Here is a 26,771-nt window from a genome sequence, read left to right on the forward strand (position 1 = left end):
CCGGGCGGCGGGGTCGCTGGGAGCGACGTCACGTGAGGCAGTTCGGCCCGAGCAGGCTCTTCAGCTCGCCGTAGAAGTCGGCGCTCACCGCGACCGGGTACGGCAGTTCGAACACGCGCGCGGTCCGGCCCTTCGTGAGCTTCAACCGCACCTCGGTGTCGCCGCGGTGGCGGATGAGCACATCGCCGAGCGCCGTGATCGTGTCGGTGGTCGCCCGCACGTCGGGCAGCGAGATCACGACCGGCCCGGAGCCGTCGTCGGTGCCGACCTCGGGCTCGAACACGCTGTAGGCGTGCAGGTTCATGCCGTCGTCGCGCATGCTGACCCGACCGCGGACGACGACGATCGAGTCGCCCTTCAGCGCCGGTGCGAACTCCTGGTACGCCTTGCCCATGAACATGACGGTGATCTCGCCCGAGAAGTCCTCGACCTGGATCATGCCGTACTGGTTGCCGGATTGGCGGGCCACCCGGTGCTGGACGCTCGTGACGAGACCGGCGATCGTGGCGACGTCGCCGTCCTGCGTGGCATCCGAGCTCATCAGGTCGGTGATCGTCGTCGAGGCGTGCTTCGCGAGCGTCGCCTCGAGGCCGGCGAGCGGGTGATCGGACACGTACAGCCCGAGCATCTCCCGCTCGAACGCGAGCTTGTCGCGCTTGGCCCACTCCGGCCGATCGGGCACGGGCGAGGGCGCGGCCTCCTTCTCGTGGTCCTCGAACAGGCTGTCGAAGTCGAACCCGACGTCGCCGTTCTCCTCGGCGCGCTTCTCCTTGACCGCGGCCTCGACCGCGCCCTCGTGGATCTCGACGAGCGCGCGACGCGTGTGCCCGAGCGAGTCGAAGGCACCGGCCTTCACGAGGGACTCGACCGTGCGCTTGTTCGCGACCTGCGTCGGCACCTTCTTCAGGAAGTCGTGGAAGCTCTCGAAGGCGCCCTTCGCGTCGCGGGCCGCGCGGATCGCATCGACCACGTTGAAGCCGACGTTGCGGACCGCGCCGAGTCCGAAGCGGATGTCGTCGCCGACGGCGGCGAAGAACCCGATCGACTCGTTCACATCGGGCGGGAGGACCTTGATGCCCATGCGCCGGCACTCGTTGAGGTAGAGCGCGAGCTTGTCGCGCGCGTCGCCGACGCTCGTGAGGAGGGCCGCCATGTACTCGGCCGGATAGTGCGCCTTGAGGTAGGCCGTCCAGTAGCTGAGCACGCCGTAGGCCGCCGAGTGCGCCTTGTTGAACGCGTAGTCGGAGAACGGGAGCAGGATCTCCCAGAGCTTCTGGATCGCGGCATCCGAGTAGCCGTTGGCCTTCATTCCACCCGAGAAGCCCTCGTACTGCTTGTCGAGCTCCGACTTCTTCTTCTTGCCCATCGCGCGACGCAGGATGTCGGCCTGGCCCAGTGAGAAGCCCGCGACGCGCTGCGCGATCGCCATGACCTGCTCCTGGTAGATGATGAGGCCGTAGCTGGTGTCGAGGATGTCCTTCAGCGACTCCTCGAACTCGGGGTGGATCGGCGTGATCTCCTGCAGCCCGTTCTTGCGGAGCGCGTAGTTCGTGTGCGAGTTCGCACCCATCGGGCCCGGGCGGTAGAGCGCGATGACGGCCGAGATGTCCTCGAAGTTGTCGGGCTTCATCTGCCGCAGCAGCGAGCGCATCGGGCCGCCGTCGAGCTGGAAGACGCCGAGCGTGTCGCCCCGGGAGAGGAGCGCATACGCCTCGGGGTCGTCGAGCGCCAGGTCTTCGAGCACCGGACGGAAGCCCCGGTTCGCCTCGATGTTGTCGAGCGCGTCGTCGATGATCGTGAGGTTCCTGAGGCCCAGGAAGTCCATCTTGATGAGGCCGAGCGACTCGCACGCGGGGTAGTCGAACTGCGTGACGATCTGGCCGTCCTGTTCCCGCTTCATGATCGGGATGATGTCGATGAGCGGCTCGCTCGACATGATGACGCCTGCGGCGTGCACGCCCCACTGGCGCTTGAGGTTCTCGAGCCCGAGGGCCGTCTCGAAGACGGTCTTCGCCTCGGCGTCCGTCTCGATGAGGGCACGGATGTCTCCGGCCTCCTTGTAGCGCGGGTGGTCCCTGTCGAGGATGCCCGAGAGCGGGATGTCCTTGCCCATGACCGCGGGCGGCATCGCCTTGGTGAGCTTCTCGCCCATGCCGAACGGGAAGCCGAGCACGCGCGAGGAGTCCTTCAGCGCCTGCTTGGCCTTGATCGTGCCGTACGTGACGATCTGGGCGACGCGCTCGTCGCCGTACTTCTCGGTGACGTACTTGATGACCTCGCCGCGGCGACGCTCGTCGAAGTCGACGTCGAAGTCGGGCATCGAGACGCGGTCGGGGTTCAGGAACCGCTCGAAGATGAGCCCGTGCTGGAGCGGATCGAGGTCGGTGATCTTCATCGCGTACGCCGCCATCGAACCCGCGCCCGAGCCACGGCCCGGGCCCACGCGGATGCCGTTGTCCTTCGACCAGTTGATGAAGTCGGCGACCACGAGGAAGTAGCCCGGGAAGCCCATCTGGGAGATGACGCCGACCTCGTAGTCGGCCTGCTTCCGCACCTCGTCGGGGATGCCGCCCGGGTAGCGGTCGTGCAGGCCCTTCTCGACCTCCTTGACGAACCAGCTCTGCTCGTCCTCGCCGGCGGGCACTGGGTAGCGCGGCATGTAGTTCGCGCTCGTGTTGAACTGCACGTCGCAGCGCTCGGCGATGAGCAGCGTGTTGTCGCACGCCTCGGGGTGGTCGCGGAACAGGTGCCGCATCTCGGCCGCGGACTTCAGGTAGAACTCGTCGGCGTCGAACTTGAACCGGTTCGGGTCGTCGAGCGTCGAGCCCGACTGCACGCAGAGCAGCGCCGCGTGGCTCTTGGCGTCGTGCGCGTGCGTGTAGTGGAGGTCGTTCGTGGCGACGAGCGGCAGGTCGAGCTCCTTGGCGAGCCGGAGCAGGTCGTCCATGATCCGCTTCTCGATGCCGAGTCCGTGGTCCATGATCTCGGCGAAGAAGTTCTCCCTGCCGAAGATGTCGCGGAACTCGGCGGCGGCCTGCACCGCCTCGTCGTACTGCCCGAGCCGCAGGCGCGTCTGCACCTCGCCCGACGGGCACCCGGTGGTGGCGATGAGGCCATTCGAGTACGTCTGGAGCAGCTCGCGGTCCATGCGGGGCTTGAAGTAGTAGCCCTCGATCGAGGCGCGGCTCGACAGACGGAAGAGGTTGTGCATGCCCTCCGTTGTCTCGGAGAGCAGCGTCATGTGCGTGTACGCGCCCGAGCCGGACACGTCGTCACCGCCGCCGTTGCCCCAGCGCACGCGGGTCTTGTCGCTCCGGTGGGTGCCCGGCGTGAGGTAGGCCTCGGTGCCGATGATGGGCTTCACGCCCGCATCCGTCGCCTGCTTCCAGAAGTCGTACGCGCCGAACACGTTGCCGTGGTCGGTCATCGCGACCGCCGGCATGCCCTCGGCCGCGGCGGCCTTCATCAGTTCGCCGACCCGGGCCGCCCCGTCGAGCATCGAGTACTCGGAGTGGACGTGCAGGTGGACGAAGGAATCGGCGGCCACAGGGCTCCTCATCGGTGGTGCAGCGAGCGGGGCTGGGGTGCTTGCAGTCTATTGGCGACCACCGCCGTGGGAGGAGGTGGCGGCGGGCGTTTCAGTCGCCGGAGAGCACGTCGAGCGCGTGCTGGAGGTCGGCCGGGTAGGCCGACTCGTAGGTCGACCACTCCCCCGTGCCCGGGTGGACGAACGACAGCTGGCGCGCGTGCAGCCACTGCCTCGTCAGCCCGAGGCGGGCGCTCAGCGTCGGGTCGGCGCCGTACATCGCATCGCCCGCGCACGGATGCCGCTGGGCGGACATGTGCACGCGGATCTGGTGCGTCCGGCCGGTCTCGAGGTGGATCTCGAGGAGCGAGGCGTACGGGAACGCCTCGATCGTCTCGTAGTGGGTCACGGCGTGCTTGCCGTCGGCGGTGACGGCGAACTTCCACTCCGAACGCGGGTGGCGGCCGACGGGCGCGTCGATCGTGCCCGCGAGCGGATCGGGCAGCCCCTGCACGACCGCGTGGTAGACCTTCTCGACCTCGCGGTCGTGGAACGCGCGCTTCAGCGCCGTGTACGCCGTCTCGGACTTGGCCACGACCATGAGCCCGCTCGTGCCTGCGTCCAGCCGGTGCACGACGCCCTGTCGCTCCGGCGCTCCGGACGTCGAGATGCGGTAGCCGGATGCCGCGAGCGCTCCGACCACGGTCGGGCCCTCCCAGCCCAGCGACGGGTGCGCGGCCACGCCGGCGGGCTTGTCGACGACGACGATGTGCTCGTCGTCGTGCACGATCCCGAGGTCGGGCACCGGGATGGGTTCGACCTCGAGCGTGCGAGGCGGAGCCCAGCTCACCTCGAGCCAGGCGCCGGCGCGGAGCCGGTCGGACTTGTCGACCGTTCGGCCGTCGAGGCTCACCCCGCCCGCTTCGGCGAACTCGGCGGCCTGGGTGCGGGAGAAGCCGAGGAGCTTCGCGATCCCCGCGTCCACGCGGACGCCGTCGAGCCCGTCCGGGACGGGCAGTGCGCGGTGCTCCACCTCAGGACTCGCGGGCGAGCTCGGCCGGCGCGCCGCCGCCGCGCGCCTCGCGGCCGGACTCGGGTGCCGCGGCATCCGCCCCGTCGCCGTCGCGGACCGGGCGCGAGCCGTCCAGTCCGATGCCCCGGATCGTGAGGATCATGAACAGGATCATGCTCGAGACGATGGCGATGTCGGCGACGTTGTAGATCGCCGGCAGCATCCACGGGGTCGAGATGAAGTCGATCACGTGCCCGATGCCGAAGCCCGGCTCGCGGAAGAGGCGGTCGGTCAGGTTGCCGAGCACGCCGCCGAGCAGGAGCCCGAACACGAGTGCCCACGCGATCGAGCGGATGCGGCGGGCGAACCAGATGATGAACGTGATCACGCCCGCCGCGAGGATCGTGAACACCCACGTCATGCCGCTCGCGAACGAGAACGCCGCACCCGGGTTCCGGACGAACTGCCAGTGCAGCAGGTCGCCGAGCACCTGGACGGTCTCGCCCTCGGCGAGGGTCGTGACGACGAAGTACTTGCTGACCTGGTCGACGGCGTAGACCGTGATCGCGACGCCGACCAGGACCAGCAGTGCGGTGACGCCGAGCCTGGCCCTGCGCTCAGCCTCCAAAGCCCTGGAAGGTCGGCGCGGGCTGCTCGCCCGACGTCGTCGGGGCGTAGCCGCTGCCGACCTGCACCGGCTGCGCCGTGTCGAGATCGCGCAGCTGGCCCTCGATGTAGCTCTTCAGCTTGGCGCGGTAGTCGCGCTCGAAGACGCGGAGCTCGTCGACGCGCTTCTCGAGCGCGACGCGTTCCTGGTCGAGGATGCCCATCTGGGCGCGCTGCTTGGCCTCGGCCTCGGCGACGATGCGGGCGGCGGTGGCGTGGCCCTCGGCGATCAGCGCGTCGCGCTTCTCGACGCCCTCGCGCACGTGCTCCTCGTGGAGGCGACGCGCCAGCTGCAGGAGGTTCGTGGTGCTCGTCTGCTCGTCGATCTCGGACTGCGGGACCGCGGTCTGGGTCGGCACCGCGACGGTCGGGGCGGCAGCCGCCGGCTCGGCGTACGTCTGGGCCGGAGCGGGCGCGGCAGCGGGGGCTCCGGCACCCTCGGCGGACCGCGACTCGGCGGCGGCGAGGCGCTGACGGAGCTCCTCGTTCTCCTGGTTCAGGCGGCGCAGTTCGACGACCACCTCGTCGAGGAAGTCGTCGACTTCGTCCTGGTCGTAGCCCTCCCGGAACTTCGTCGCCTGGAAGCGCTTGTTGACCACATCTTCCGGAGTTAGCGCCATGGCTTCCCACCCTCAAATCTGTCGAACTGTTCGATCACGTTCTGCTAACGGTAGCAAAGACCGCCTCGCTGATGCAGAGCGTCGGCTGGACGGCGCGCCCCGATCGCGATCGGCTCAGGCGGCCGCCGCGGCGCCCGCAGCGAGCCACGACACGACGGTCATCGCGATGATGACCACGAGCATGGCGACGCTCCAGCCGAGGTCGAGCGCGACCTGTCCGAGGCGGATCGGCGGGATGAGCCGTCGGAAGAACCGCACCAGCGGATCGGTCACGGTGTAGACGGCCTCGACGAGCACCAGCACGAACCCGCGCGGGCGCCATGAACGATTGAACGTCCGCACGAGGTCGAGGACGAACCGCGCCCACATCACGAAGAAGTAGATGAGGAGGAGCGTGTAGACGAGGTTCCAGACGACAGCGAGTGCGCTCACGTCCGGGAGTCTACGCGTGCGAGAAGAAGGAGGAATCCACGTCGGCCTCCCCCTCGCCCGCCTCGCCCGACACGACGACGTGCGCCGGCGAGAGCAGGAACACCTTGCTCGTCACGCGCTCGATCTTGCCGTGGAGCCCCTGCGAGAGCCCGCTCGCGAAGTCGATGAGGCGACGCGCGTCGGCGTCGGACATCTGGGACAGGTTGATGATGACCGGCACGCCCTCGCGGAAGGACTCGGCGATCACCTGGGCGTCTCGGTACTGGCGCGGGTGCACCGTGAGGATCTCGTTCATCTCCGCCTGCGGTGGTGTCGGTTGCACGTGGTGCTTTCGGAGGGGGGTGACGGCGGCGCCCCCCTTGGGTGCCGGCGCGGGCGCGGCGTGCACGACCGGCGCCGGCGACGCGGCGGCCGTGGGTGACTCCGGCTCGAGCTCTTCGTCGGCGAGTCCCAGGTAGACCATGGTCTTCTTGAGCGGGTTCGACATCGCTGCCTCCGTCAGGGTGGTTCCGTGATTCCGAGGCTAGCCTCCGGTCGGCCGGTTCCCCGTGATTGCCGTGCCGATCCGAAGGTGTGTCGCACCCTCCAGGATCGCGTCGCGATAGTCATGGGACATGCCCATGGACAACGCGGTCGCCGCGGGAGCGATCGCTCCCACCCGTTCGGACAGGGCCCGCACGCGGGCGAAGGCGGCCCGCGCCGGCTCGTCGAGCGGCGCGACCGCCATCAGGCCGAGCAGCCGGATCCCGGGCGTCGCGAGGACGCGCTCGACCATCGGCTCGAGCGCCTCGGGCGCGACACCTCCGCGCTCGGGATTCTCGGTCAGGTTGACCTGGATGAAGCCGTCCACCGTCGACTCGTCCGATCGCAGTGCGTCCACGAGCGAATCGCGGTCGACGGAGTGGATCACCGAGGCGTAGGCGCGCACCTGTCGCGCCTTCTTGCTCTGCAGCTGCCCGACGAAGTGCCAGCGCAGGTCGAGGTCGGCGAGCGCACGAGCCTTGGCCTGTGCCTCCTGGTGGCGGTTCTCGCCGATGTCGCGCACCCCGAGGCGCGCGAGTTCGCGGATGAGCGATTCCGGGTGGAACTTCGTCACGACGATCGTGGTGACCTCGCCCGGATCGCGACCGGCCTCGCGCGCCGCGTCGGCGACGCCGGACCGGACGGCCTCGAGTCGTTCGGCGAGCCCGCTCACGAGGCGCCGCCCGGGACCTCCGGGCGGCGCCTCGGCGCGCGAGCGATCACTTCAGGAAGTCGGGGATGTCGAGGTCGTCGGAATCGTCGCCGAACGCCGGATCGGAGACGATCTGGTCGGCCGTGGCGCTCGCCTCGCCCCAGTTGGCGGTCTCGACGAGCTCCTCGATGTCTATCTCGGTGATGCCCTCGACCGCGTCCCCGCCGAGCAGGCCAGCACCGGCGCCGCCGCCCGCTGCCGCGCCGACCGCCGCGGGAACCGCGCTCGGCTGGCGGACCTCCGCGGGCCTCGGGGTCGGGTCGCCGCCGTCGAAGCCGGCGGCGATGACCGTCACGCGGACCTCGTCGCCGAGGGTGTCGTCGATGACCGCACCGAAGATGATGTTCGCCTCGGGGTGCACGGCCTCCTGGACGAGCCTCGCCGCGTCGTTGATCTCGAAGATGCCGAGGTTCGACCCGCCCTGGATCGAGAGCAGCACGCCGTGCGCGCCGTCGATCGAGGCTTCGAGCAGCGGACTCGCGACCGCGAGTTCGGCGGCCTTGATCGCCCGGTCGGCGCCCCGCGACGATCCGATCCCCATGAGCGCCGAGCCGGCCCCCTGCATGACGGACTTCACGTCGGCGAAGTCGAGGTTGATGAGGCCGGGCGTCGTGATGAGGTCGGTGATGCCCTGCACACCGGCGAGGAGCACCTGGTCGGCGGTGGCGAACGCCTCGAGCATCGAGATCCCGCGATCGCTGATCTCGAGCAGGCGGTCGTTCGGCACGACGATGAGGGTGTCGACCTCCTCCTTCAGTCGAGCGACGCCCTGCTCGGCCTGGGTCTGCCGGCGCTTGCCCTCGAAGCTGAACGGCTTGGTCACCACGCCGATGGTCAGCGCACCGATCGACTTGGCGATGCGCGCCACGACCGGAGCGCCGCCCGTGCCGGTGCCGCCTCCCTCGCCGGCGGTCACGAAGACCATGTCGGCGCCGGCGAGCGCCTCCTCGATCTCCTCCGCGTGGTCTTCCGCGGCGCGGCGTCCGACCTCGGGATCGGCGCCCGCGCCGAGCCCTCGCGTCAGGTCCCGGCCGACGTCGAGCTTGACGTCGGCGTCGGACATGAGCAGTGCCTGGGCGTCGGTGTTGATCGCGATGAACTCGACGCCGCGCAGGCCGAGCTCGATCATGCGGTTGACAGCGTTGACGCCGCCACCGCCGATGCCGACGACCTTGATGACGGCGAGGTAGTTCTGGTTTGTCGACATGTCCGGCCCTCTCTGCGAACTCTGAACCCTGAACCTCTACTCGAAGGTTAAAGTTTTGCCGAGTATGCAATTCCTGAATCGAAGGTAGGGGGCCGCACGCGGCCGCTCGCTCGGCACGCGCGGCGTGTCGCGATCCCGACCGCCGCGTCTCAGCCGGTGACCGGGCTGAGCGGCGCGGAGACGTCGTAGCGGGAGACCTGGTCGGGCGGCACCGCCGCCATGAGGTCGCGGAGGACGGTCGTCTTCAGCGCGGCATCCTCCGCACTCCCCCAGACGACGCTCGACCCCGCGTCCAGCACGAACCGGACGTCGTCCGCGGACTCCGCCGTCACCGACGCGACCTCCGCGCGCAGCTCCGCCGGAAGGCTCCGGAGCACTCGGCCGGCCGCTCGGAACGCCGCGTCGTCGATGCCGCCCTCGACCTCGATCAGCGGAAGCGCCTCCGGAACCTCGTCCACCCGCTCCACCACCACGCCCGCGGCATCCACCGCCATCAGGCCGGACGACGTGTCGAGCACCCCGACCGGTGTGCGCTCGACGATCCGCACGACGAGCGTGCCCGGCGGCACCGTCTCGGTCGTGTACGTCTCGATGAGCGGGAACTCCGAGAGCGCGCGCTGGACCTCGTCCGGCGCGATGAGCGGCAGTGGCGTGCCGACGCGATCGTCGAACGCGGCCCTGACCTCCGCCGCCGCGATCCGGCTCGTCCCTTCGACCCGCACCTCCCGCAGGGCCATGAGCGGCGAGTACGCGACCGCGACCGCCGCGATCCCGATGGCGACGACCGCGGAGACGACGGTGATCCAGGTCGCGCGACGGAGTCGGCTCCGCCTGGTGAATCGCCGGACCTCCTGCCGCTCGTACCTGCGTCGGGCCCGCTCGGCGGCGGCGAGCTCGCGACGCGCGGCGTGATCGTCGCGGCGGGAGGCTCCGGCGGCATCCGCACCGCGCCCTGAGGGTCGCCCCCGGGCGGCGCGCTTCGTCGCCGTCCCGACCGGACCGCCGACGGGGAGCGCGATGGGCTCCGTCGCGTTCGGGTCCGGGTCGGCCGAGCTCCGCTTCGGCACCGGGTCCGGCTCCGGCCCGCCCTGCGGGGTTCCCGTCGCCACGGCCGTGGAGCCGGAACCGCGGGTCGCCGTCGGACCGGACGGCGCGGACCCGCTTCGAGCGGGTCGTGCTCCGTCGAATCCCTGCGGCCGCTTCACCGGACCCCGATCAGGCGTCCCGCTCGCGTTCGAGCGAACCGAGGAGCTGGGGCACGATCCGGTACACGTCACCGCAGCCGAGCGTGATCACGAAGTCGCCGGGACGCGCGATGCGCGCGGTGTGGTCGGCGGCCTGCTGCCAGTCGGCGATGAACGCGACGCGATCGGGATGCTCGAAGCGCTCGCTCACCAGCGCGCCCGTGACGCCGGGTTCGGGATCCTCGCGCGCACCGTACACGTCGAGCACGACGGTCTCGTCCGCGTACTGCTCGAGGACCTCGGCGAACTCCTTCGCGAACAGCCGCGTGCGGCTGTACAGGTGCGGTTGGTGGACGGCGATGATGCGACCGTCGCCGACCACCGTGCGCGCGGCGGAGAGCGCCGCGGCGACCTCGGTCGGGTGGTGGGCGTAGTCGTCGTACACGCTGACCCCGTCGACCACGCCGTGCAGCTCGAACCGCCGACCGGTGCCGGCGAAGCGGGAGATCCCCTCGAGCGACGCGGCCGGGTCGAAGCCCAGGCCGACGAGCACGGCGAACGCGCCCGCCGCGTTGATCGCGTTGTGCCGGCCCGGGATCCGAAGCCGCGCCCGGTACGTGACACCCTCGTGGTCGACGGCGAACGACACGGGCCCGTCGGTCTCGATCGAGCGCACTCGGACCGTGGCATCCGCCGCCTCGCCGAACGTGAGCACGCGCTCGTGCGAGAGCCGCTCCCGAACGCGCGTCGCTCCCGCGTCGTCGGAGGAGATGACGACGAACTCGTTCGCGCGGTCGGCGAAGTCGACGAACGCCTGCTCGAACGCGTCGAGCGAGCCGTAGTGGTCGAGGTGGTCGGGGTCGACGTTGGTGATGAGCGCCACCGACGTGTCGTAGAGGAGGAAGGAACCGTCCGACTCGTCGGCCTCGACGACGAACAGCTCCCCCGAGCCGGATGCCGCGCTCACGCCGAGCTCCTCGATGACGCCGCCGTTGACGAAGCTCGGGTCCTCGCCGAGCGCGAGCAGCCCGGTGATGATCATGCCCGTCGACGTGGTCTTGCCGTGCGCGCCCGCCACCGAGACGAGCCGCTGCCCGGAGATCACGGAGGCCAGCGCCTGCGAGCGATGCAGCACCGGCAGGCCCCGTGACAGCGCGAGCTGGTACTCCGGGTTGTCCTGCCAGAGCGCCCCCGTCACGACGACCGTGTCGACGTCGTCGGGCAGGTTCTCGGCGGCGTGGCCGATCGCGATCGTCGCGCCGAGGTCGCGGAGGGCCGCGACGTTCGCCGAGTCCCGGACGTCGGAGCCGGTCACGCGGTGGCCGGCGCCGAGCGCGAGCCGCGCGATGCCGCTCATGCCCGAACCGCCGATGCCGACGAAGTGCACGGCGCCGAGGTCGGCGGGGATCGCGATGGAGGGGTCGGGCTTGATCGTCACGGTGTCGCGGTGCTTCCTGGAGAGGGGTTCGGTCGGTTCAACGTTACGCGCCCGCGGCGCCGGTGCCGCCGTCGCGGCGCAGCGCGCCGTCGACGAGCCCGATCATCCGGTCGGTTCCGTCCAGGGCGCCGACGGATGCCGCGGCCCGCGCCATCCGCTCGAGGCGGTCGCGATCGGCGAGCAGCGGGACCACCTCGCGGGAGACCCACTCGGGCAGGAAGTCGGCGTCGTCGACGAGGATGCCGCCGCCGGCTTCGACGACGCCCGCCGCGTTGAAGCGCTGCTCACCGTTGCCGACCGGGTAGGGCACGTAGACGGCCGGGATGCCGAGCGCGGAGAGCTCGCTCACGGTCGCGGCGCCGGCCCGGGAGATCGCGGCATCGGCGATCGCGAGCGCGAGGTCCATGCGGTCGGCGTACTCGACCATCCGGTAGCCGGCGATGCCGGGGTCGTCGACCTCGGACTTCGCACCGGTCACGTGGAGCACCTGCCAGCCCGTGCCCGTGAGCGTCGCGGCGCTGTCGACCGTCGTGCGGTTGATGCGACGGGCGCCGAGCGAGCCGCCCGTGACGAGCAGCACCGGCAGCGCCGGATCGAGCCCGAAGAGCGCAGCTGCCTCGGCGCGCCGCCCGGCACGGTCGAGGACCTCGATCTCGCGTCGGAGCGGCATCCCGACGAACTCGGCGTGCGGAAGCGGCGTGCCCTCGAATGCGACGCCGACGCGGGCCGCGAAGCGCGCACCGAGCCGGTTCGCCAGCCCCGGCCGCGCGTTGGCCTCGTGGATCACCACGGGGATCCCCGCGCCCCGGGCAGCGAGGTAGGCGGGCGTCGACACGTAGCCGCCGAACCCGACGACCACGTCGACACCGCGAGCGGCGATCATCTCGCGCACGTCGGCGATCGATCGCCGGAAGCGCGACGGGAACCGCAACGCCGCGCCGTTCGGCCGGCGCGGGAACGGGACCTTCTCGATCGTGAGCAGCTCGTACCCCCGGGCGGGCACCAGCCGCGCCTCGAGGCCCTCGGCGGTGCCGAGCACGAGCACGACCGCCTCGGGGTCGCGCTCCCGCAGGCGATCGGCGACGGCGAGCAGCGGGTTCACGTGGCCGGCGGTGCCGCCGCCGGCGAGGAGGTACGTCGTCATCGCGTGCGGGCCGCCTTCGACGGACGACGCGACGTCGCCCCGGCGCTCCCTCGCGCCGGCACGCCCGGGTCGCGCGCGACGGAGAGCACCACGCCGATCGCGAAGAGGGTCGTGAGGAGCGCGGTGCCACCCGCCGACACGAGCGGGAGCGGGACACCGAGGACGGGGAAGACGCCGAGCACGACACCGATATTGACACACGCCTGCCCGACGACCCACACGAGGACGGCCGCCGAGACCGTGCGCCCGAACGGCGTCGCGGCCGCGCGCATCACCCGTGCGAGCGCGATCGCGAGCACGACGAAGAGCCCGATGACGACGACCGCGCCGATGAGGCCGAGCTCCTCGCCGATGATCGCGAAGATGAAATCGTTGTCGGCCGCGGGCAGCCACGACCACTTGGCCGCCGAGTTGCCGAGTCCGACCCCGAAGATGCCGCCGTTCGCCATCGCGAAGGTGCCGTGCTGGATCTGCCAGCAGTCGCCGAGGTTGTACTTCGCGCAGTCCTCCTCGAGGAACGCGGTGATCCGTCGCATCCGGCTCTCGCTCGAGACCGCGACGAGCGTGAAGGCCGCCGCGCCGAAGAGCACGGGAACGGCGAGCAGCCGCAGGGGGACCCCGATGAGGAAGAGCGTGCCGAGGAGCATCGCCGCCATGACCATGACGGTTCCGAGGTCGCCGCCGAGCAGCACCAGCCCGATCGCCCCGCCGCCGACGAGCAGGATCGGCATGATGCCCGTGCCGAAGTCGCCGAGGTGGTCCTGCTTCTTGGTCACGATGAGGCCGAGCCAGAGCACGAGCGCGACCTTGATGAGTTCGGAGGGCTGGAACTGCACGGGCCCGAGGTTCAGCCAGTTCGTGTTCCCGCCGACCTCGACGCCGAGCGGGGTCGCGACGACGAGCAGCTGCAGCACGCACGAGACGCCGAGCACGAGCCAGGCGATGCGCATCCAGAACCGCTCCGGCATGCGGCCCGCGAGCAGCATCACCGGGACGCCGATCAGGGCGTAGGTCGCCTGCTGCGCCGCTCGCGAGGTGAAGTCGCCGTCGTTCGCCAGGGCCGACTCGACCTGCGACGACGAGAGCACCATGACGAGGCCGAGCACGACGAGGAAGAGCACCGTGCCGAGGAGCAGGAAGTAGTCCTTCGACTCGGGTCGGAACACCCCGAGGCGGATCCGGGCGGCGAGCCCGGTCGACTCAGTCCGCCTGGCCGGCCGGGTCGTCCGAGGTGGGCTGGTCATGCCCCTCCTCTCCGAGCCGGTCGCGGACGGCCTCGTGGAAGCGCCGGCCGCGGTCGGCATAGTCCGCGAACTGGTCCATCGATGCCGCCGCGGGCGCGAGGAGCACGGTGTCTCCCTCCTCGGCGACCGAGGCCGCGAGCGCGACCGCGTCGGGCATCACGCTCCCAGTGTCATCCGCCACGACCTCGAAGACCGGCACGCCGGGCGCGTGTCGGCGGAACGCCTCGACGAGCGCCGTGCGGTCGGCGCCGATGACCACGGCGGCGCGCAGCCGAGGCACGTGCCGCGCCACGAGCGCATCTGCGTCGACCCCCTTCAACAGCCCGCCGACGATCCAGACGACCGGGCTGAACGCCTGGAGCGACGCCTCGGCCGCGTGCGGGTTCGTCGCCTTCGAGTCGTCGATCCAGCGGATGCCGCCGGCCGTCGCGACCGTCTGGATGCGGTGCGCGTCGAGGTGGAAGCCCGCGAGCGCGTCGTGGATCGCCGCGACCGGCACATCGATGGAGCGCGCGAGCGCGGCCGCCGCGAGGATGTTGGCGACGACGTGCGGGACCGCGAGGCCCAGCGGCTCGAGCTCCTCGAGCGTCGTGAGCTCGAGCGCCGCGGTGCGTCGATCCTCGAGGAAGGCCCGGTCGCAGAGGATGCCGTCGACCACGCCGAAGTCGCTCGGGCCGGGGGTGTCGAGGCCGAAGCCGATCGCGCGGGCGCCCTCCTCGACCTCGGCGTCTTCGACCATCGACCGGGTCGCCTCGTCGGCGCGGTTGTAGACGCAGGCGACCTTCGTGTTCGCGTACACCTTCGCCTTGGCGTCGCGGTAGGCCTCGGGCGAACCGTGCCAGTCGTAGTGGTCGTCGGCCAGGTTGAGGCACACGCTCGCGACCGGGTGCACGGCACCCGGTCCGATGGTCGGCAGGTGGTGCAGCTGGAAGCTCGAGAGCTCGACCACCAGCACGTCGTACCCGAGCGGATCGCGGACCGCGTCGAGCACGGGCACGCCGATGTTGCCGCACGGCGCGACGCGGGCGCCGCCCGCCGCGATCAGCGTGGCCGCCAGCTGCACGGTCGTCGTCTTGCCGTTGGTGCCCGTGACGAGCATCCACTCGGACGCCTTCACCTTGTCGCGCACGCGCCACGCGAGCTCGATGTCGCCCCAGACCGGTACGCCGCCCTCATCGGCCCAGCGCAGCATCGGGTGATCGGGACGGAAGCCGGGCGAGACGACGACGAGATCGGGGGCGGATGCCGCGAGCTCGTCGGGCACGGCGTCGAGCGGGTGCACGACGAAACCGACCCCGATCACGTCGAGGATGCGCGCGCGCTCGTCGTCGGGCGAGGCCGCGTACACCGTGACCCGCGAGCCGAGCTCGGCGAGCGTGTCGGCCACGGCGAACCCCGTGACCCCGAGCCCGAGCACGGCGACGCGGAGGTCGCGCCACCCCTCGGAGTGCCAGCTGGTCAGGCCCTCGAGGCGTGCGGCCCCGGTCGCGGCATCCGTCAACTCTGCAGCCATTCGAAGTAGAAGGCGCCGACGCCCGCGGCGACGAAGAGCCCGGCGATGATCCAGAACCGGACCACGATGGTGACCTCGGCCCAGCCCTTGAGCTCGAAGTGATGGTGGATCGGGCTCATCAGGAAGATCCGCTTGCCGCCCGTGACCTTGAAGTACGCGCGCTGCACGATCACCGAGCCGGCCTCGATCACGAAGAGGCCGCCGATGACGAGGAGCAGCAGTTCGGTCTGGCTCGTCACCGCGAGCGCCGCCAGGGCGCCGCCGAGGGCGAGCGAGCCCGTGTCGCCCATGTAGATGTGCGCCGGGTTCGTGTTCCACCAGAGGAAGCCGACGACCGCGCCGACGATCGCGGTGGCCACGATCGCGAGGTCGAGCGGGTCGCGCACGTCGTAGCTGCGGTACAGGTCGCTCGGGTTCAGGTTCTCGCTGAACCGCGACTGGTTGAACTGCCAGAAGCCGATGATGATGAACGAGCCGATCGCGAGGATCGACGCGCCCGAGGCGAGTCCGTCGAGCCCGTCGGTGACGTTCACGCCGTTCGAGGCGGCCGCGGTGATGAGCACGATCCAGACGACGTAGGCGATGATGCCGACCACCGTGCCGAGCACCATGAAGTCGAGCGGCAGGTCGCGGATGAAGGAGATCTTCGTCGACGCGGGCGTCGCGCCCTCGGCGTTCGGGAACTGCAGCGCGAGCAGCGCGAACACGGCGGCGACGAGCGTCTGGCCGGCGATCTTCGCCCACCCGCCGAGGCCGAGGCTCTGCTTCTTGCGCGTCTTCAGGAAGTCGTCGACGAATCCGACGAGGCCGAGGCCGACCATCATGAACAGCACGAGCAAGCCGGACGCCGTCGGGCCGTCCCCCACCAGGCTCGTGGCGATGAAGTAGCCGAACAGGGTGCCGAGGATGAAGATGATGCCGCCCATCGTGGGCGTGCCGCGCTTGACGTGGTGCGTCTTCGGGCCGTCGTCGCGGATGAACTGACCCCACCCGAGACGCGTGAACAGCCGGATGAACAGCGGCGTCAGGAACAGGGTGAACGAGAGCGACAGGGCTCCGGCGGTCAGAAGTGCTCTCACGCGAACCATTCTCCCAGTCGGTCGCCGAGGTGGCGGAGGCCCGCCGAGTTCGACGATTTCACGAGCACGGTGTCCCCCGGACGAGCCGACGCGGTCACGAGGTCGAACGCCTCCTCCGCCGACTCCACGTACGCCGACTCGCCGTCCCACGAGCCCTCGTTGATCGCCGTGATGTGCAGGCGCCGCGCGCCCTCGCCGACGACGACGAGCTGGGAGATACCGAGCCGGACGGCGAGCAGGCCGATCCGGTCGTGCTCCTCCCCCGAGAACTCGCCGAGCTCGCTCATCTCGCCGAGCACGGCGATCGTGCGGGCTCCCGGCCGCTTCACCTGCGCGAGCGTCTTCAGCGCGGCCGCCATCGAGTCGGGGCTGGCGTTGTACGCGTCGTTGATGATCGTGATGTCGTCGCGGCCGCCCATGACCTGCATGCGCCACTGCTCGGCGAGCGTGACCTGCTCGAGGCCGGCGACGATCGTGGCGAGCGGCACGCCGAGCTCGAGGGCGGCGGATGTCGCGGCCAGCGCGTTCATGACGTGGTGCTCACCGAGCACCGAGAAGCGCACGCGAGCGGACTCGCCCCCGGGGACGGTGATCGTGAACTCGGTGCCCCGCGGGTGCACCACGAGGTCCGTGGCGCGGACCGCGGCGCGGTCGCCGAGGCCGAACCACACGACGCGCGCGGTCGTCCGTTCCGCCATGGGCGCCACGCGGGGGTCGTCGACGTTCAGCACCGCGACATCCGTCGGCAGGAGGTCGGTGACCATCTCGGACTTGGCCTGCACGGTCTTCTCGATGCCGCCGAACTCGCCGGCGTGCGCGAGGCCGACCTTCAGGACGATGCCGACGTCGGGGCGGGCCATGCGGATCAGCCGGGCGATCTCGCCCACGCCCGAGGCGCCCATCTCGGCGACCAGGAACTCGGTCTCCTCGGTCAGTTCGAGCATGGTCGTCGGCGCACCGACCTCGTTGTTGTAGCTCTTGCGGGCGGCGACGGTCGGACCGACCTGCTCGAGCACCGTCCGCAGCAGGTTCTTCGTCGTGGTCTTGCCGTTCGACCCGGTCACGCCGACGATCTTCAGGCGGCCGAGCGCGCGCACGCGCCGGACGACCTCGGTCGCGAGCGCGCCGAGCGCGTCGACGGAATCGGCGACGACGACCTGCGCGACGGGCAGGTCGAGCACGTGCTCCACGATCAGGAGTGCCGCACCCCGCTCGACGGCGGCCGGTGCGAAGCGGTGCCCGTCGTCGAACTCGCCGCGCTTGGCGACGAAGACGCCGCCCGGCTCGACCTCGCGCGAGTCGGTCGTCACGGCGCCGTCGACGACCGTCTCAGGCGTCGCATGGGTGCCTGCCGGCTCGAATCGGCCCGAGGTCGCCTCGACGATCTCGGCCATGGTCAGCGCGATCATCCGAGCCACCCCGCTTCCTGCAGTGCGAGCCGGGCGTCGTCCCTGGCCGAGTACGGGTGCTTCACTCCGGCGACCTCCTGGTAGTCCTCGTGCCCGGGGCCCGCGTAGAGGATCGCGTCGCCCTCGCCGACGAGCGAGAGCGCGTGCCGGAAGGCGGCGCGCTGGTCGGCGATCTCGTGGATCTCGCGGTCGGGGACCGCGGCCTTCGCGCCGGCGATCAGCGCTGCCCGGATGGCCGCCGGGTCCTCCCACCGCGGGTGGAAGTCGGTGACGACGAGCGCGTCGGCGCCGCGCGCGGCGATGGCGCCCATCTCGGCGCGCTTGGTGGTATCGCGGTCGCCGTCGGCGCCGAAGACCATCACCACCCGGCCCTCGGTCGTGCGGCGGATCGCCTCGAGCGCCTGCGTGAAGGCGTCGGGCGTGTGCCCGTAGTCGATGTAGACGACCGGGCCGCGATCGCCGGAGACCCGCTCGGTCCGCCCGGGGATGTAGGCGTCGATGCCGTGCTCCGCGACGGCGCCGGCGATCAGGTCGAGGTCGTTCCCCGCCTCGACGAGCATCACGATCGCGAGCGCGGCGTTCGCCGCGTTGTATCGGCCGATGAGCGGGATGCTCGTCTCGAGTGCACGTCCGTCGGGCGCCTCGAGCCGGAACCTCGTTTGCACCGGCGTCTCGTCGAGGACCGTGAGGTGCCAGTCCGCGTCGACGCCCGGCTCGATCGCGAGCGTGGCGACCGGGATGCGCGACTCCGCGACGAGTCGCTCGCCCCACTCGGAATCGACCGTCACGACGCCGCGGCGCGCGCGCTCGGGGGTGAACAGCTCCCGCTTCGCATCGAAGTACTCGAGCATCGACGCGTAGTCGTCGAGGTGGTCGTGCGAGAGGTTGGTGAAGCCGACGACGTCGAACACGATGCCGTCGACGCGGTGCCGGCTGAGCGCCTGCGCCGACACCTCGATGCCGACGGCGCGGACGTCGACCTCGCGCATCCGGGCCAGCAGCGCGTGCAGCTCGCTCGCCTCCGGCGTCGTGAGCGAGCTCGTCACGACCTCGTCGCCGATCCGACGCTCGGCCGTGGAGGTGAGACCGGCGACCACGCCGAGCCGACGCAGGACGGCGTCGAGCAGGTACACGACGCTCGTCTTGCCGTTCGTGCCGGTGACGCCGAACAGGGTCGCCGGGTTCTCCGCGGTGCGGTGGATCCACGCCGCCACCTCGCCGAGCGCCGCTCGCGCGTCGGGCGTGACGAGGACCGGAAGACCCGACTCGGCCGCACGCTCGGCGCCCGCGGCATCCGTCAGCAGCGCGACCGCGCCGTTCGCCGCGGCCTGGGCGGCGTAGTCGGCGCCGTGGGCGTGCCGGCCGGGCACGCCGACGTACAGGTCACCGCCGTGCACGGACCCGGAGGCGATCGCGACACCCGTCACGTCGAGGTCGTCGATCCCGCCGCGCACCTCGAATCCGAACGCGTCCGCGAGGCCGCGGAGCGATCGAGGACTCGGGTGCTGCGGCCGGAGTGCCGTGGGAGGCGATCCGGTCACGAACCCAACTTTCTCACCAGGTGGCTGGCAACTCGGGCGCCTGGGCGCCGGACGGAACGGTCCGATACTTCTTCAGCACCTGGCTCATCACCTGTTGGAAGACGGGAGCCGATGCGGCGGACGAGTTCATCTTAACGGGGTTCATGATGCTGACCGAAACGACGAACTCCGGGTCATCCGCCGGCGCGAACCCGGAGACGGAGACGAGGTAACCGGACTGGTACCCGCCGTTTCCGTCGGGGACCTGCGCCGTTCCGGTCTTCGCGGCCACGCGGTAGCCGGGGATCTCCCACTGGTCGGCGAGCCAGCCGTGCAGGTACACCTGCTCGAGCATCTGGCTCGTCTGGTCGGCGGCCTTCTCGGACACCACGCGTCGACCCTCGTCGGAGGGCACCTCCGTCACGGTGCCGTCGGACTGCCGGCATCCCTCGACGAGCGACACCGGCATCCGGACGCCGCCGTTGGCGAGCGCCTGGTACGCGCTCGTGATCTGGATCGCCGTCGTCGTCAGGCCCTGGCCGAACATCGTCGCGTACTTGGTCTGGTTGTCCCAGTTCTCCGGCCCGCCGTGCAGATCGCCCGGCTCCTCGCCCGCGAAGCCGACCTCCGACTCCGCTCCGAGGCCGAAGTCGAGCATGTCCTGGTAGCGCTGCTCGTCGCCGACCTGCTCGCCGAACATCGACATGGCCGTGTTCGAGGAGTCGATGAGCATCCCCGTCATGGTGTAGTTCGTCGGACCGTGGTAATGGCTGTCGTTGATGTTCGCGCCGTTCGGCGGCAGGTAGCGGTAGTCGGCGGTCACCCCGCTCGTGGGCGATCCCTTGCCCGCGTCGATCACCGACGCCGAGGTCAGTGCCTTGAAGGTCGAGCCGGGCTCGAACGGCGCCGAGAACGCCCGCGAGCCGCGGTCGGTGGCGTCGACCGAGCTGGGCGAGTTCGGGTCGACGGTGGGCACGTCGGCGACCGCGAGCAGCTTGCCCGTCTTGGCCTCCATCACCGTGACGGTGGCCCAGTCGGCGCCGGTCTCCGCGACCCGCGCCGCGGCGATGCGCTGCACGAAGTACTGCAGGTCGGCGTCGATCGTGAGCTGGAGGTCGCCGCCGTCGTGCGCGCTCGTGTTCACGACCTCGGAGCCGGGGATCGCGACCCAGTCCTTCAGGCTGTGCAGCCAGGTCATCTCGCCGTCCTCGCTCGCGAGGCACGCATCCTCCGAGTACTCCAGGCCCGCGCCCGCCTCGCCCTCGTCGGTGACGAACCCGAGGAGGTTGCCCGCGACCGCGCCGTTCGGGTACCGGCGGCCGGGCGCCTCCTCCGAGTAGACGAACGGGATGCGCAGCGCCTTGACCCGTTCGTAGACATCCGTGTCGACGCGCTTGGCGACGTAGGAGAAGTCGGCACCCGGGTCCTTCGCGAGCTCGCCCTCGATCTGCGTTCGCAGTTCTCCGGCGGATCGTCCGAGCACGTCGCCGAGTTCGCCGAGCGCCTCGTCGAGGGTCACGTCGACCGCGTCATCGCCGGTGCCGCGCTCGAAGGACCGGGTGGCCAGCGCCTGCTTCGGCGAGAGCGTGATGTTGTACCGCATCACGCTCTCCGCGAGCACGGTGCCGTCCGCATCGACGATCGCGCCACGCTCCCCGTAGATCACGCGTGTTTCGGACCGCACGTCCTGCGAGGCCTCGTTCAGCTCCGCCGCGCGCACGACCTGGATGTCGACGAGCCGGACCACGAACCAGCCGACCACCAGCACGAGGGCCAACCCCGCGGCGACGATGCGGCGCATCGGATGGCGGCTCACTCGGTTCATCGGCTGGTTCGCTCCGTCCGGCTTCCGGTCGTGGTCGTGCGGGTCGCCGACGTCAGTGCGTCGCCGGGGTGGGCAGGCCGCCCGAGAGCGCCGGCGGCGCGGCCGGTGCGCCGTCCGCGGACGTCGCGGGCTTCCCGTCCCCGCCCTTCGCAGTCTCCCCCTCCTCCTGCTCCGTCACGAGCGGCACGCCGTCGATCAGGGCATTGGGCACGAGTGCGGCCGATGACGACGCGGTTCCGGCGGCCGCGGTCGGGTCGCCGAGGACCGCGCCGTCCGAGAGGCGGAGGTAGACCGGGGCGGCGTTGGGGACCATGCCGAGCGCCTCCGCGTTCGCCGCGAGGAACTGCGGCGACTCCAGCCGATCGAGGTCGTCGGACAGCTTCTGCTGCTCGCGCTGCAGCTCCGCCTGGCGGAGGAGCTGCTCGTCCATCTCGTAGGCGCCCTGCGTCATGGCGATGGACAGGAGCAGCTGGACGATCGCGATCGCTCCGATGGAGGCGAGTGCGACGACGGCGTAGGCGAGCCGCGGTCGCGCACGCCTCGCGCCCGGCTCCGGGGCCGGGCGGAGCCGCGGCGCGGCGGCCGGCGCCCACCGCCTGGCGGGACGCGTCTGGGCCGGCAGTGCGCTCATGACGGCCTCCTCACTCGTTCTGCGGCGCGCAGTCGCACCGGCTTCGCACGCGGGTTCTCCGCCTGCTCGGACTCGCTCGCGAGCTCGGCGCCTCGGACGAGGAGCCGGAACTGCGGGCGGTGCTCCGGAAGCTCCATCGGCAGCCCTGCGGGAGCGGTGGAGGTGGATGCCGCGGCGAGGACGCGCTTGACCAGGCGATCCTCGAGCGACTGGTAGGACAGCACGACGATCCGGCCGCCCACGGCGACGAGATCGAGCGCCGCGGGCATGGCGCGCTCGAGCACCGAGAGCTCCTCGTTGACTTCGATGCGCAGTGCCTGGAAGACGCGCTTGGCGGGATGCCCCGCCCGCTGCACGGCGGCCGGGGTCGCGTCGTGCAGCACCTCGACGAGCCGGCCCGAGCGGGTGATCGGCGACTCGGCCCGCGCACGCACGATCGCTCGGGCGTACCGAGCGGCGAGCTTCTCCTCGCCGTAGTCGCGGAAGATCCGGCGAAGGTCGTCCTCCGAGTACTCCGCGATGACGTCCGCAGCGGTCCTCCCGCGCGTGGAGTCCATGCGCATGTCGAGCGGCGCGTCCTTCGCGTACGCGAATCCGCGCTCCGCGCGATCGAGTTGGAGGGAGGACACGCCGAGGTCGAAGAGGATCGCGTCGACTTCGGCGAATCCCTCGCCGCGCACGGCATCGGCGATCCCGTCGTAGACGGTGTGCACGAACCGGGCCCGGTCGCCGAATGCGGCGAGGCGCTCCTTCGCGATCGCGATCGCGTCGGTGTCGCGATCGAGGCCGATGGCGATCGCCTTCGGAAAGCGCTCGAGCACCGCGCGCGAGTGCCCGCCCATGCCGAGCGTCGCATCGACGTACACGGCGCCCTCGCGTTCGAGCGCCGGTGCCAGGAGCTCGAGCGTCCGCTCGAGCATCACCGGGGTGTGGATCCGTTCGATGTCCATGAAGCTCCCTCCTTCCGGGCCTCCGGGTCCCGATCCCCATCCGTTCGTCCTGCTGCGGGGAAGTGCAGCAGGCTCGCACGGCTGGGAGTCGGGGCCCGGGGACTCAGAAGAGTCCGGGGATCACCTCCTCCGCCGTCTCTGCGAAGGCCGCCTCCTGCTCGGCGAGGTACGTCTGCCACGCCGTCGCATCCCAGATCTCCACCCGGCTCCCCGCTCCGATGACCGTCAGGTCTCGGTCGAGCCCCGCGTACGCGCGGAGGTTCGCTGGGATGGTGACCCGATGCTGCTTGTCGGGGGTCTCCGCAGAGGCCCCTGAGAGGAAGACGCGCATGTAGTCGCGCGCCTGCTTGCTCGTCACGGGGGCTTGGCGGATCTTCTCGCTCATGTCCTCGAACTCCCGCGCGCTGAACACGTAGATGCAGCGCTCCTGACCTCGCGTGAGCACGAGGCCGTTCGACAACTCATCCCGGAACTTCGCCGGAAGAATGACGCGACCCTTCTCATCGAGCTTCGGTTCGTAGCTTCCGAGGAACATCACGTCACCCCCATCCTCCGGCCAGGAACCAGGTGCGGTCCCCACTTTACTCCACTACCCTCCACTGAACAACGACATTCCTCCGTTTTCGCCGTCTTCGGCTCAGTGCAGGCCCGGATTCTCAGGCTTCTCGCAGGTGGAGGGAAATGGATGTTCCTCATCCCGCAGGGCCGCGAATCGGCCGCGATCGGCCGCGATCGACGCCTGCCGACCGGCGCGATCCGCCCACGCCGACCCTCGAGTGTCGACGCCCCGAGACCATGTGGGGGGAAGTGGAGGGCTCTGGCGGGCCGGGGTGGAGCGAGGTCAGCGGAGCGGCTCCGTGAACGCGCGCACTCCGCGCGCGCACGAAAAGACGGGCTGATCCGAGATCAGCCCGTCGATCGGTTCCGTCAGGGGATCACGACGGTCAGTCGCGGCCCTCCTGGCGGCGATCCCATCGCTCGTTCAATCGGTCCATGAAGCCGGCCTGGGGCTTCGCGGTCTTCGGCGACGCGCCGCTGCTGGGCATGGGTGCCGTCGCGCCGCGGCGCTTCGACGGCGTGATCGCGACCAGGACGCCGACGAACATCAGCGCGAAGCCGAGCACCCCGACGATCGTGAGCTGGGAGGCGACACCACCGATCAGTGCACCGGCTCCGGCGACGGCCAGAAGAACGCCGAGCACGATCGCCCGGTAGTTGGGACGGCCTCTGCCTCCTCCGCCGACGGTCGCGACGAAGTCGGCGTCGTTCTTGTAGAGGTTCCGCTCCATCTCCTCGAGAAGGCGTTGCTCCTGCTCCGAAAGCGGCATCTCATTCCCCTCAGTTCTCGGGACCGACGCTTCGTGACGCCATTCTAGTCCTCTGCGGCCTCGCTAGGCTAGGCAGGTGGCCCTTGCTCCCCGACTCGTCGATGCGGTGAACGAACGCCTCGAGGAGTTCCTCGCCGACCGTGCAACCATTCTCCGCTCGATCACCGACGACCTCGACCCGCTAGCGGCATTCTCGAAGCGGTTTCTCAGCGGAGGCAAGCGCTTCCGGGCCAGGTTCTGCAGCCTCGGATTCGATGCCGTCCGCGGCCCTGATCGCGGCAACGGCGACCGTGCGCCGTCGGCGGAGCGATACGCCGTCGTCTCGGCGGCGGCGGCGCTCGAGGTCTTCCACGCGGCTGCACTCGTCCACGACGACCTGATCGACAATTCCGACACCCGGCGGGGCGCCCCGGCGGCCCACCGCGTCTACGAGGCGCAGCACCGCGACGGAGGCTGGGCCGGTGACGCCGGCGAGTACGGTCGAGCGACGGCGATCCTGCTCGGCGACCTGCTGCTCGGTTGGAGCGATGAACTGCTCGACGAGGGCCTCGCCGCGCTCCGAGACCCGTCCGCCTCGCGGGAGACCCGCCTCGAGTTCAATCGCATGCGGACCGAGGTCACGGTCGGCCAGTACCTCGACATCCTCGAGGAGCGGGCGTGGCTCACCCGCCCCGAGGAGGAGCAGCGCGCACGCGCCGAGCGGGTCGTCGTCCACAAGTCGGCGCGGTACAGCATCGAGGCGCCACTCGCGATCGGCGGCGCGATCGCGGGCGGCTCGACGCCGCAGCTCGAGGCGCTGCGAGCCTTCGGGCTCCCACTCGGCATCGCCTTCCAGCTCCGGGACGACCTGCTCGGGGTCTACGGCGACCCGGCCGTCACCGGGAAGCCCGCGGGCGACGACCTCCGAGAGGGCAAGCGCACCGTGCTCGTCGCGGTCGCCCGCGAGCGGCTGTCCCCCGGGCAGCGCAGGCTCCTCGACGAGCTGCTCGGCGATCCCGCCCTCGACGCCGATCAGATCCGGATGCTGCAGGGCACGATCCGCGACTGCGGTGCCGTCGACGTGGTCGAGGCCGAGATCGCGGCGAACACCGATCGCGCGCTCGCTGCGCTCGCATCGAGCGACCTCGACCCCGGTGCCGCGCGCGACCTCGCCGACCTCGCACGCGCCGTCACGCGACGCGAGAGCTGACGCGGGCCGGTCAGGCGAGCGCCTGCGCGATCCGGCGCACTTCGGCCTTGCGGCCCGCCCGCAGCGCCGCGATCGGCGTGGTGCCGAGGCTGTCCTCCTCGGCGAGGAACCACTCGAGCGCCTCGTCGTCCGAGAACCCGGCGTCGGAGAGCACGATCGCCGTCCCGTGCAGTTCGGGGAGCGGGGCGTCGTCGCGGAGGAAGGCGGCCGGCACCTTGAGCACGCCGTCGATTCGTGCACCGAGCAGGTGCCGGTCGTCGATGAGGCGCCGGATCCGGCCCGGACTCTGCCCCATCAGTTCGACCAGCTCGGGTATGGTCAGCCACTCGGTCTGCTCGACGTCGGTCACAGCACCAGCCTGCCACGACAGGGCGCCGCTCGGAACCCGGTTCGGCCCCGCGCGGCGCGACTCGCGTCGATGAGTTTGACTCGCCATGTCCGTCATGAGACCGTGACGGCATCCGCTCTCAGGCGGAGGGGGAACATGAGGAAGTACGGGGACGACAGGCCGACGGGCGGTGCACCGGAGCCCGGGGATCGGGCTCCGACGTTCCGGCGAGTCGGCGTCCGCCGCCTGCTCACCGTCCCCGTCGCGGTCGTCGGCGCCGTGGCGGTCACCCTCGGGATCGCCCAGCCCGCCGACGCGGCACCGCAGTCCGTGAAGCGCCAGCCGAAGGCGAAGGAGACGCGCGGGGCGCCGGCGCCCCGTCCCGCGATGCCGGCCTCGACGGTCCCGAGCGAGGTGGTGGTCGCCCAGGGCGACACGGTGAGCGCGATCGCCGAGCGGTACGGCCTGTCCACCGCGGAGGTGCTCGCCGAGAACGGCCTCAGCTGGTCGAGCCTGATCTTCCCCGGCCAGCGCCTGGCACTGCCCGGCGGCGCCCCGAACTTCACCGTCGAGTCGGATGCCGGCATCGCGCGGCACATCGTCGCCCCGGGCGACACGATGATCGCCATCGCGGCCGAGTACGGACTCGACGTCGACGTGGTGCTCAGCGCGAACGGCCTCGGACGCGCCAGCCTGATCTTCCCCGGGCAGGCGATCACGATCCCCGCCGGCGCGGGCGCTGCGGCATCCGTCTCGGAATCGACCGCACCGGTCGCCGCGGTCGAGGCCTCGAGCGTCGCGGCGCTCGACGTCCGCCTCGACGACGAGATGCGGGCGAACGCGCGGATCATCGTCGAGGTCGGCCGATCGCTCGGCGTGCCCGACCGGGGCATCGTGGTCGCGCTCGCGGCGGCGGCCCAGGAATCGGGCCTGCGAAACGTCCGGCACGGTGACCGCGACTCGCTCGGACTCTTCCAGCAGCGTCCCAGCCAGGGCTGGGGCACCCCCGAGCAGGTCCTCGACCCCGTGCGCGCCGCGACGGCGTTCTACGGGGGGCCGACCACCCCGAACGAGGGACGCACCCCCGGCCTGCTCGACGTGCCCGACTGGGCCGGGATGACGGTGACGGATGCCGCGCAGGCCGTGCAGCACAGCGCCCACCCGAATCACTACGCGAAGTGGGAGTCCTCCGCCCGCCGCTGGCTCGACGAGCTCGGCTGAACGGAGGACGGCGTCCGTTCGTCACGATGCCGTTTCGTTTCCCCACGGTCCCGGCGTTTGTTCACCGAACG

General features: G+C 70.9%; 24 protein-coding genes. 2 read left to right on the forward strand and 22 right to left on the reverse strand.

Going from position 1 to position 26,771, the window contains the following annotated elements; all coding sequences use genetic code 11:
• Nucleotides 1-28: 28 nt before the first annotated feature.
• From dnaE to GJ743_RS08030, 21 genes are all read right to left on the reverse strand, one after another.
• The gene (gene dnaE / locus GJ743_RS07930) at nucleotides 29-3,559 is read right to left on the reverse strand and encodes a DNA polymerase III subunit alpha (RefSeq protein WP_155051345.1); all 3,531 of its coding nucleotides are present in this window, start codon (nucleotides 3,557-3,559) and stop codon (nucleotides 29-31) included.
• 79 nt (nucleotides 3,560-3,638) lie between these two features.
• A complete protein-coding gene (locus tag GJ743_RS07935; protein WP_328288937.1) occupies nucleotides 3,639-4,559 on the reverse strand; it encodes an RluA family pseudouridine synthase in 921 nt (306 codons plus the stop codon).
• A 1-nt stretch (nucleotide 4,560) separates the two neighbouring features.
• A complete protein-coding gene (gene lspA / locus GJ743_RS07940) occupies nucleotides 4,561-5,166 on the reverse strand; it encodes a signal peptidase II (RefSeq protein WP_230386637.1) in 606 nt (201 codons plus the stop codon).
• Complete coding sequence (locus GJ743_RS07945; protein ID WP_155051347.1) at nucleotides 5,156-5,824, reverse strand: DivIVA domain-containing protein; 669 nt, start codon at nucleotides 5,822-5,824, stop codon at nucleotides 5,156-5,158. Before GJ743_RS07945 ends, lspA begins: the two co-directional genes overlap by 11 nt.
• A gap of 114 nt (nucleotides 5,825-5,938) precedes the next feature.
• Complete coding sequence (locus tag GJ743_RS07950; RefSeq protein WP_328288938.1) at nucleotides 5,939-6,256, reverse strand: YggT family protein; 318 nt, start codon at nucleotides 6,254-6,256, stop codon at nucleotides 5,939-5,941.
• A gap of 10 nt (nucleotides 6,257-6,266) precedes the next feature.
• Nucleotides 6,267-6,743, reverse strand: a complete 477-nt coding sequence (locus GJ743_RS07955) for a cell division protein SepF (RefSeq protein ID WP_155051348.1) — start codon at nucleotides 6,741-6,743, stop codon at nucleotides 6,267-6,269.
• 36 nt (nucleotides 6,744-6,779) lie between these two features.
• Nucleotides 6,780-7,451: a YggS family pyridoxal phosphate-dependent enzyme gene (locus tag GJ743_RS07960; RefSeq protein ID WP_328288939.1), complete on the reverse strand. Its 672-nt coding sequence runs from the start codon at nucleotides 7,449-7,451 to the stop codon at nucleotides 6,780-6,782.
• Nucleotides 7,452-7,497: 46 nt separating this feature from the next.
• Nucleotides 7,498-8,697 (reverse strand): cell division protein FtsZ, encoded by a 1,200-nt coding sequence (gene ftsZ / locus GJ743_RS07965; protein ID WP_155051349.1) that lies wholly within the window; start codon nucleotides 8,695-8,697, stop codon nucleotides 7,498-7,500.
• 149 nt (nucleotides 8,698-8,846) lie between these two features.
• The gene (locus GJ743_RS20160) at nucleotides 8,847-9,764 is read right to left on the reverse strand and encodes an FtsQ-type POTRA domain-containing protein (RefSeq protein WP_155051350.1); all 918 of its coding nucleotides are present in this window, start codon (nucleotides 9,762-9,764) and stop codon (nucleotides 8,847-8,849) included.
• A gap of 148 nt (nucleotides 9,765-9,912) precedes the next feature.
• Nucleotides 9,913-11,319: a UDP-N-acetylmuramate--L-alanine ligase gene (gene murC, locus GJ743_RS07975; protein WP_328288940.1), complete on the reverse strand. Its 1,407-nt coding sequence runs from the start codon at nucleotides 11,317-11,319 to the stop codon at nucleotides 9,913-9,915.
• 43 nt (nucleotides 11,320-11,362) lie between these two features.
• On the reverse strand, nucleotides 11,363-12,463 hold the full coding sequence (murG, locus tag GJ743_RS07980) for an undecaprenyldiphospho-muramoylpentapeptide beta-N-acetylglucosaminyltransferase (protein ID WP_155051351.1): 1,101 nt from the start codon (nucleotides 12,461-12,463) through the stop codon (nucleotides 11,363-11,365).
• Nucleotides 12,460-13,707, reverse strand: a complete 1,248-nt coding sequence (ftsW, locus tag GJ743_RS07985) for a putative lipid II flippase FtsW (RefSeq protein WP_155051352.1) — start codon at nucleotides 13,705-13,707, stop codon at nucleotides 12,460-12,462. The genes murG and ftsW overlap by 4 nt, the downstream gene beginning before the upstream one ends.
• Complete coding sequence (murD, locus tag GJ743_RS07990) at nucleotides 13,664-15,220, reverse strand: UDP-N-acetylmuramoyl-L-alanine--D-glutamate ligase (protein ID WP_155051353.1); 1,557 nt, start codon at nucleotides 15,218-15,220, stop codon at nucleotides 13,664-13,666. The genes ftsW and murD overlap by 44 nt, the downstream gene beginning before the upstream one ends.
• Nucleotides 15,205-16,299 (reverse strand): phospho-N-acetylmuramoyl-pentapeptide-transferase, encoded by a 1,095-nt coding sequence (mraY, locus tag GJ743_RS07995; RefSeq protein WP_328288941.1) that lies wholly within the window; start codon nucleotides 16,297-16,299, stop codon nucleotides 15,205-15,207. The genes murD and mraY overlap by 16 nt, the downstream gene beginning before the upstream one ends.
• A complete protein-coding gene (locus tag GJ743_RS08000; protein ID WP_155051416.1) occupies nucleotides 16,296-17,708 on the reverse strand; it encodes a UDP-N-acetylmuramoyl-tripeptide--D-alanyl-D-alanine ligase in 1,413 nt (470 codons plus the stop codon). Before GJ743_RS08000 ends, mraY begins: the two co-directional genes overlap by 4 nt.
• Nucleotides 17,705-19,249 (reverse strand): Mur ligase family protein, encoded by a 1,545-nt coding sequence (locus tag GJ743_RS08005; RefSeq protein WP_328288942.1) that lies wholly within the window; start codon nucleotides 19,247-19,249, stop codon nucleotides 17,705-17,707. The genes GJ743_RS08000 and GJ743_RS08005 overlap by 4 nt, the downstream gene beginning before the upstream one ends.
• 13 nt (nucleotides 19,250-19,262) lie before the next feature.
• A complete protein-coding gene (locus GJ743_RS08010; protein WP_155051355.1) occupies nucleotides 19,263-21,053 on the reverse strand; it encodes a peptidoglycan D,D-transpeptidase FtsI family protein in 1,791 nt (596 codons plus the stop codon).
• 52 nt (nucleotides 21,054-21,105) lie between these two features.
• Nucleotides 21,106-21,684: a hypothetical protein gene (locus GJ743_RS08015; protein ID WP_155051356.1), complete on the reverse strand. Its 579-nt coding sequence runs from the start codon at nucleotides 21,682-21,684 to the stop codon at nucleotides 21,106-21,108.
• Nucleotides 21,681-22,634, reverse strand: a complete 954-nt coding sequence (gene rsmH, locus GJ743_RS08020; protein WP_155051357.1) for a 16S rRNA (cytosine(1402)-N(4))-methyltransferase RsmH — start codon at nucleotides 22,632-22,634, stop codon at nucleotides 21,681-21,683. The genes GJ743_RS08015 and rsmH overlap by 4 nt, the downstream gene beginning before the upstream one ends.
• Before the next feature lie 103 nt (nucleotides 22,635-22,737).
• Nucleotides 22,738-23,169 (reverse strand): division/cell wall cluster transcriptional repressor MraZ, encoded by a 432-nt coding sequence (gene mraZ / locus GJ743_RS08025; RefSeq protein WP_154344783.1) that lies wholly within the window; start codon nucleotides 23,167-23,169, stop codon nucleotides 22,738-22,740.
• A 409-nt stretch (nucleotides 23,170-23,578) separates the two neighbouring features.
• Entirely contained in the window at nucleotides 23,579-23,962 is a 384-nt protein-coding gene (locus tag GJ743_RS08030) for a DUF3040 domain-containing protein (protein ID WP_155051358.1), read from the reverse strand.
• Nucleotides 23,963-24,038: 76 nt separating this feature from the next.
• Between GJ743_RS08030 and GJ743_RS08035 the strand changes: the two genes are divergently transcribed.
• Nucleotides 24,039-25,151: a polyprenyl synthetase family protein gene (locus GJ743_RS08035; RefSeq protein WP_328288943.1), complete on the forward strand. Its 1,113-nt coding sequence runs from the start codon at nucleotides 24,039-24,041 to the stop codon at nucleotides 25,149-25,151.
• 10 nt (nucleotides 25,152-25,161) lie between these two features.
• On the opposite strand, the gene GJ743_RS08040 is transcribed toward GJ743_RS08035, so the two are convergent.
• Complete coding sequence (locus GJ743_RS08040) at nucleotides 25,162-25,500, reverse strand: Rv2175c family DNA-binding protein (RefSeq protein ID WP_328288944.1); 339 nt, start codon at nucleotides 25,498-25,500, stop codon at nucleotides 25,162-25,164.
• A gap of 135 nt (nucleotides 25,501-25,635) precedes the next feature.
• Here GJ743_RS08040 and GJ743_RS08045 point away from each other — a divergent pair, with 135 nt between their 5' ends.
• Complete coding sequence (locus GJ743_RS08045) at nucleotides 25,636-26,700, forward strand: LysM peptidoglycan-binding domain-containing protein (protein WP_155051359.1); 1,065 nt, start codon at nucleotides 25,636-25,638, stop codon at nucleotides 26,698-26,700.
• Nucleotides 26,701-26,771 lie beyond the last annotated feature (71 nt).

The organism is Agromyces bracchium, from assembly GCF_009709675.1.
GTDB classification, from domain to species: domain Bacteria; phylum Actinomycetota; class Actinomycetes; order Actinomycetales; family Microbacteriaceae; genus Agromyces; species Agromyces bracchium.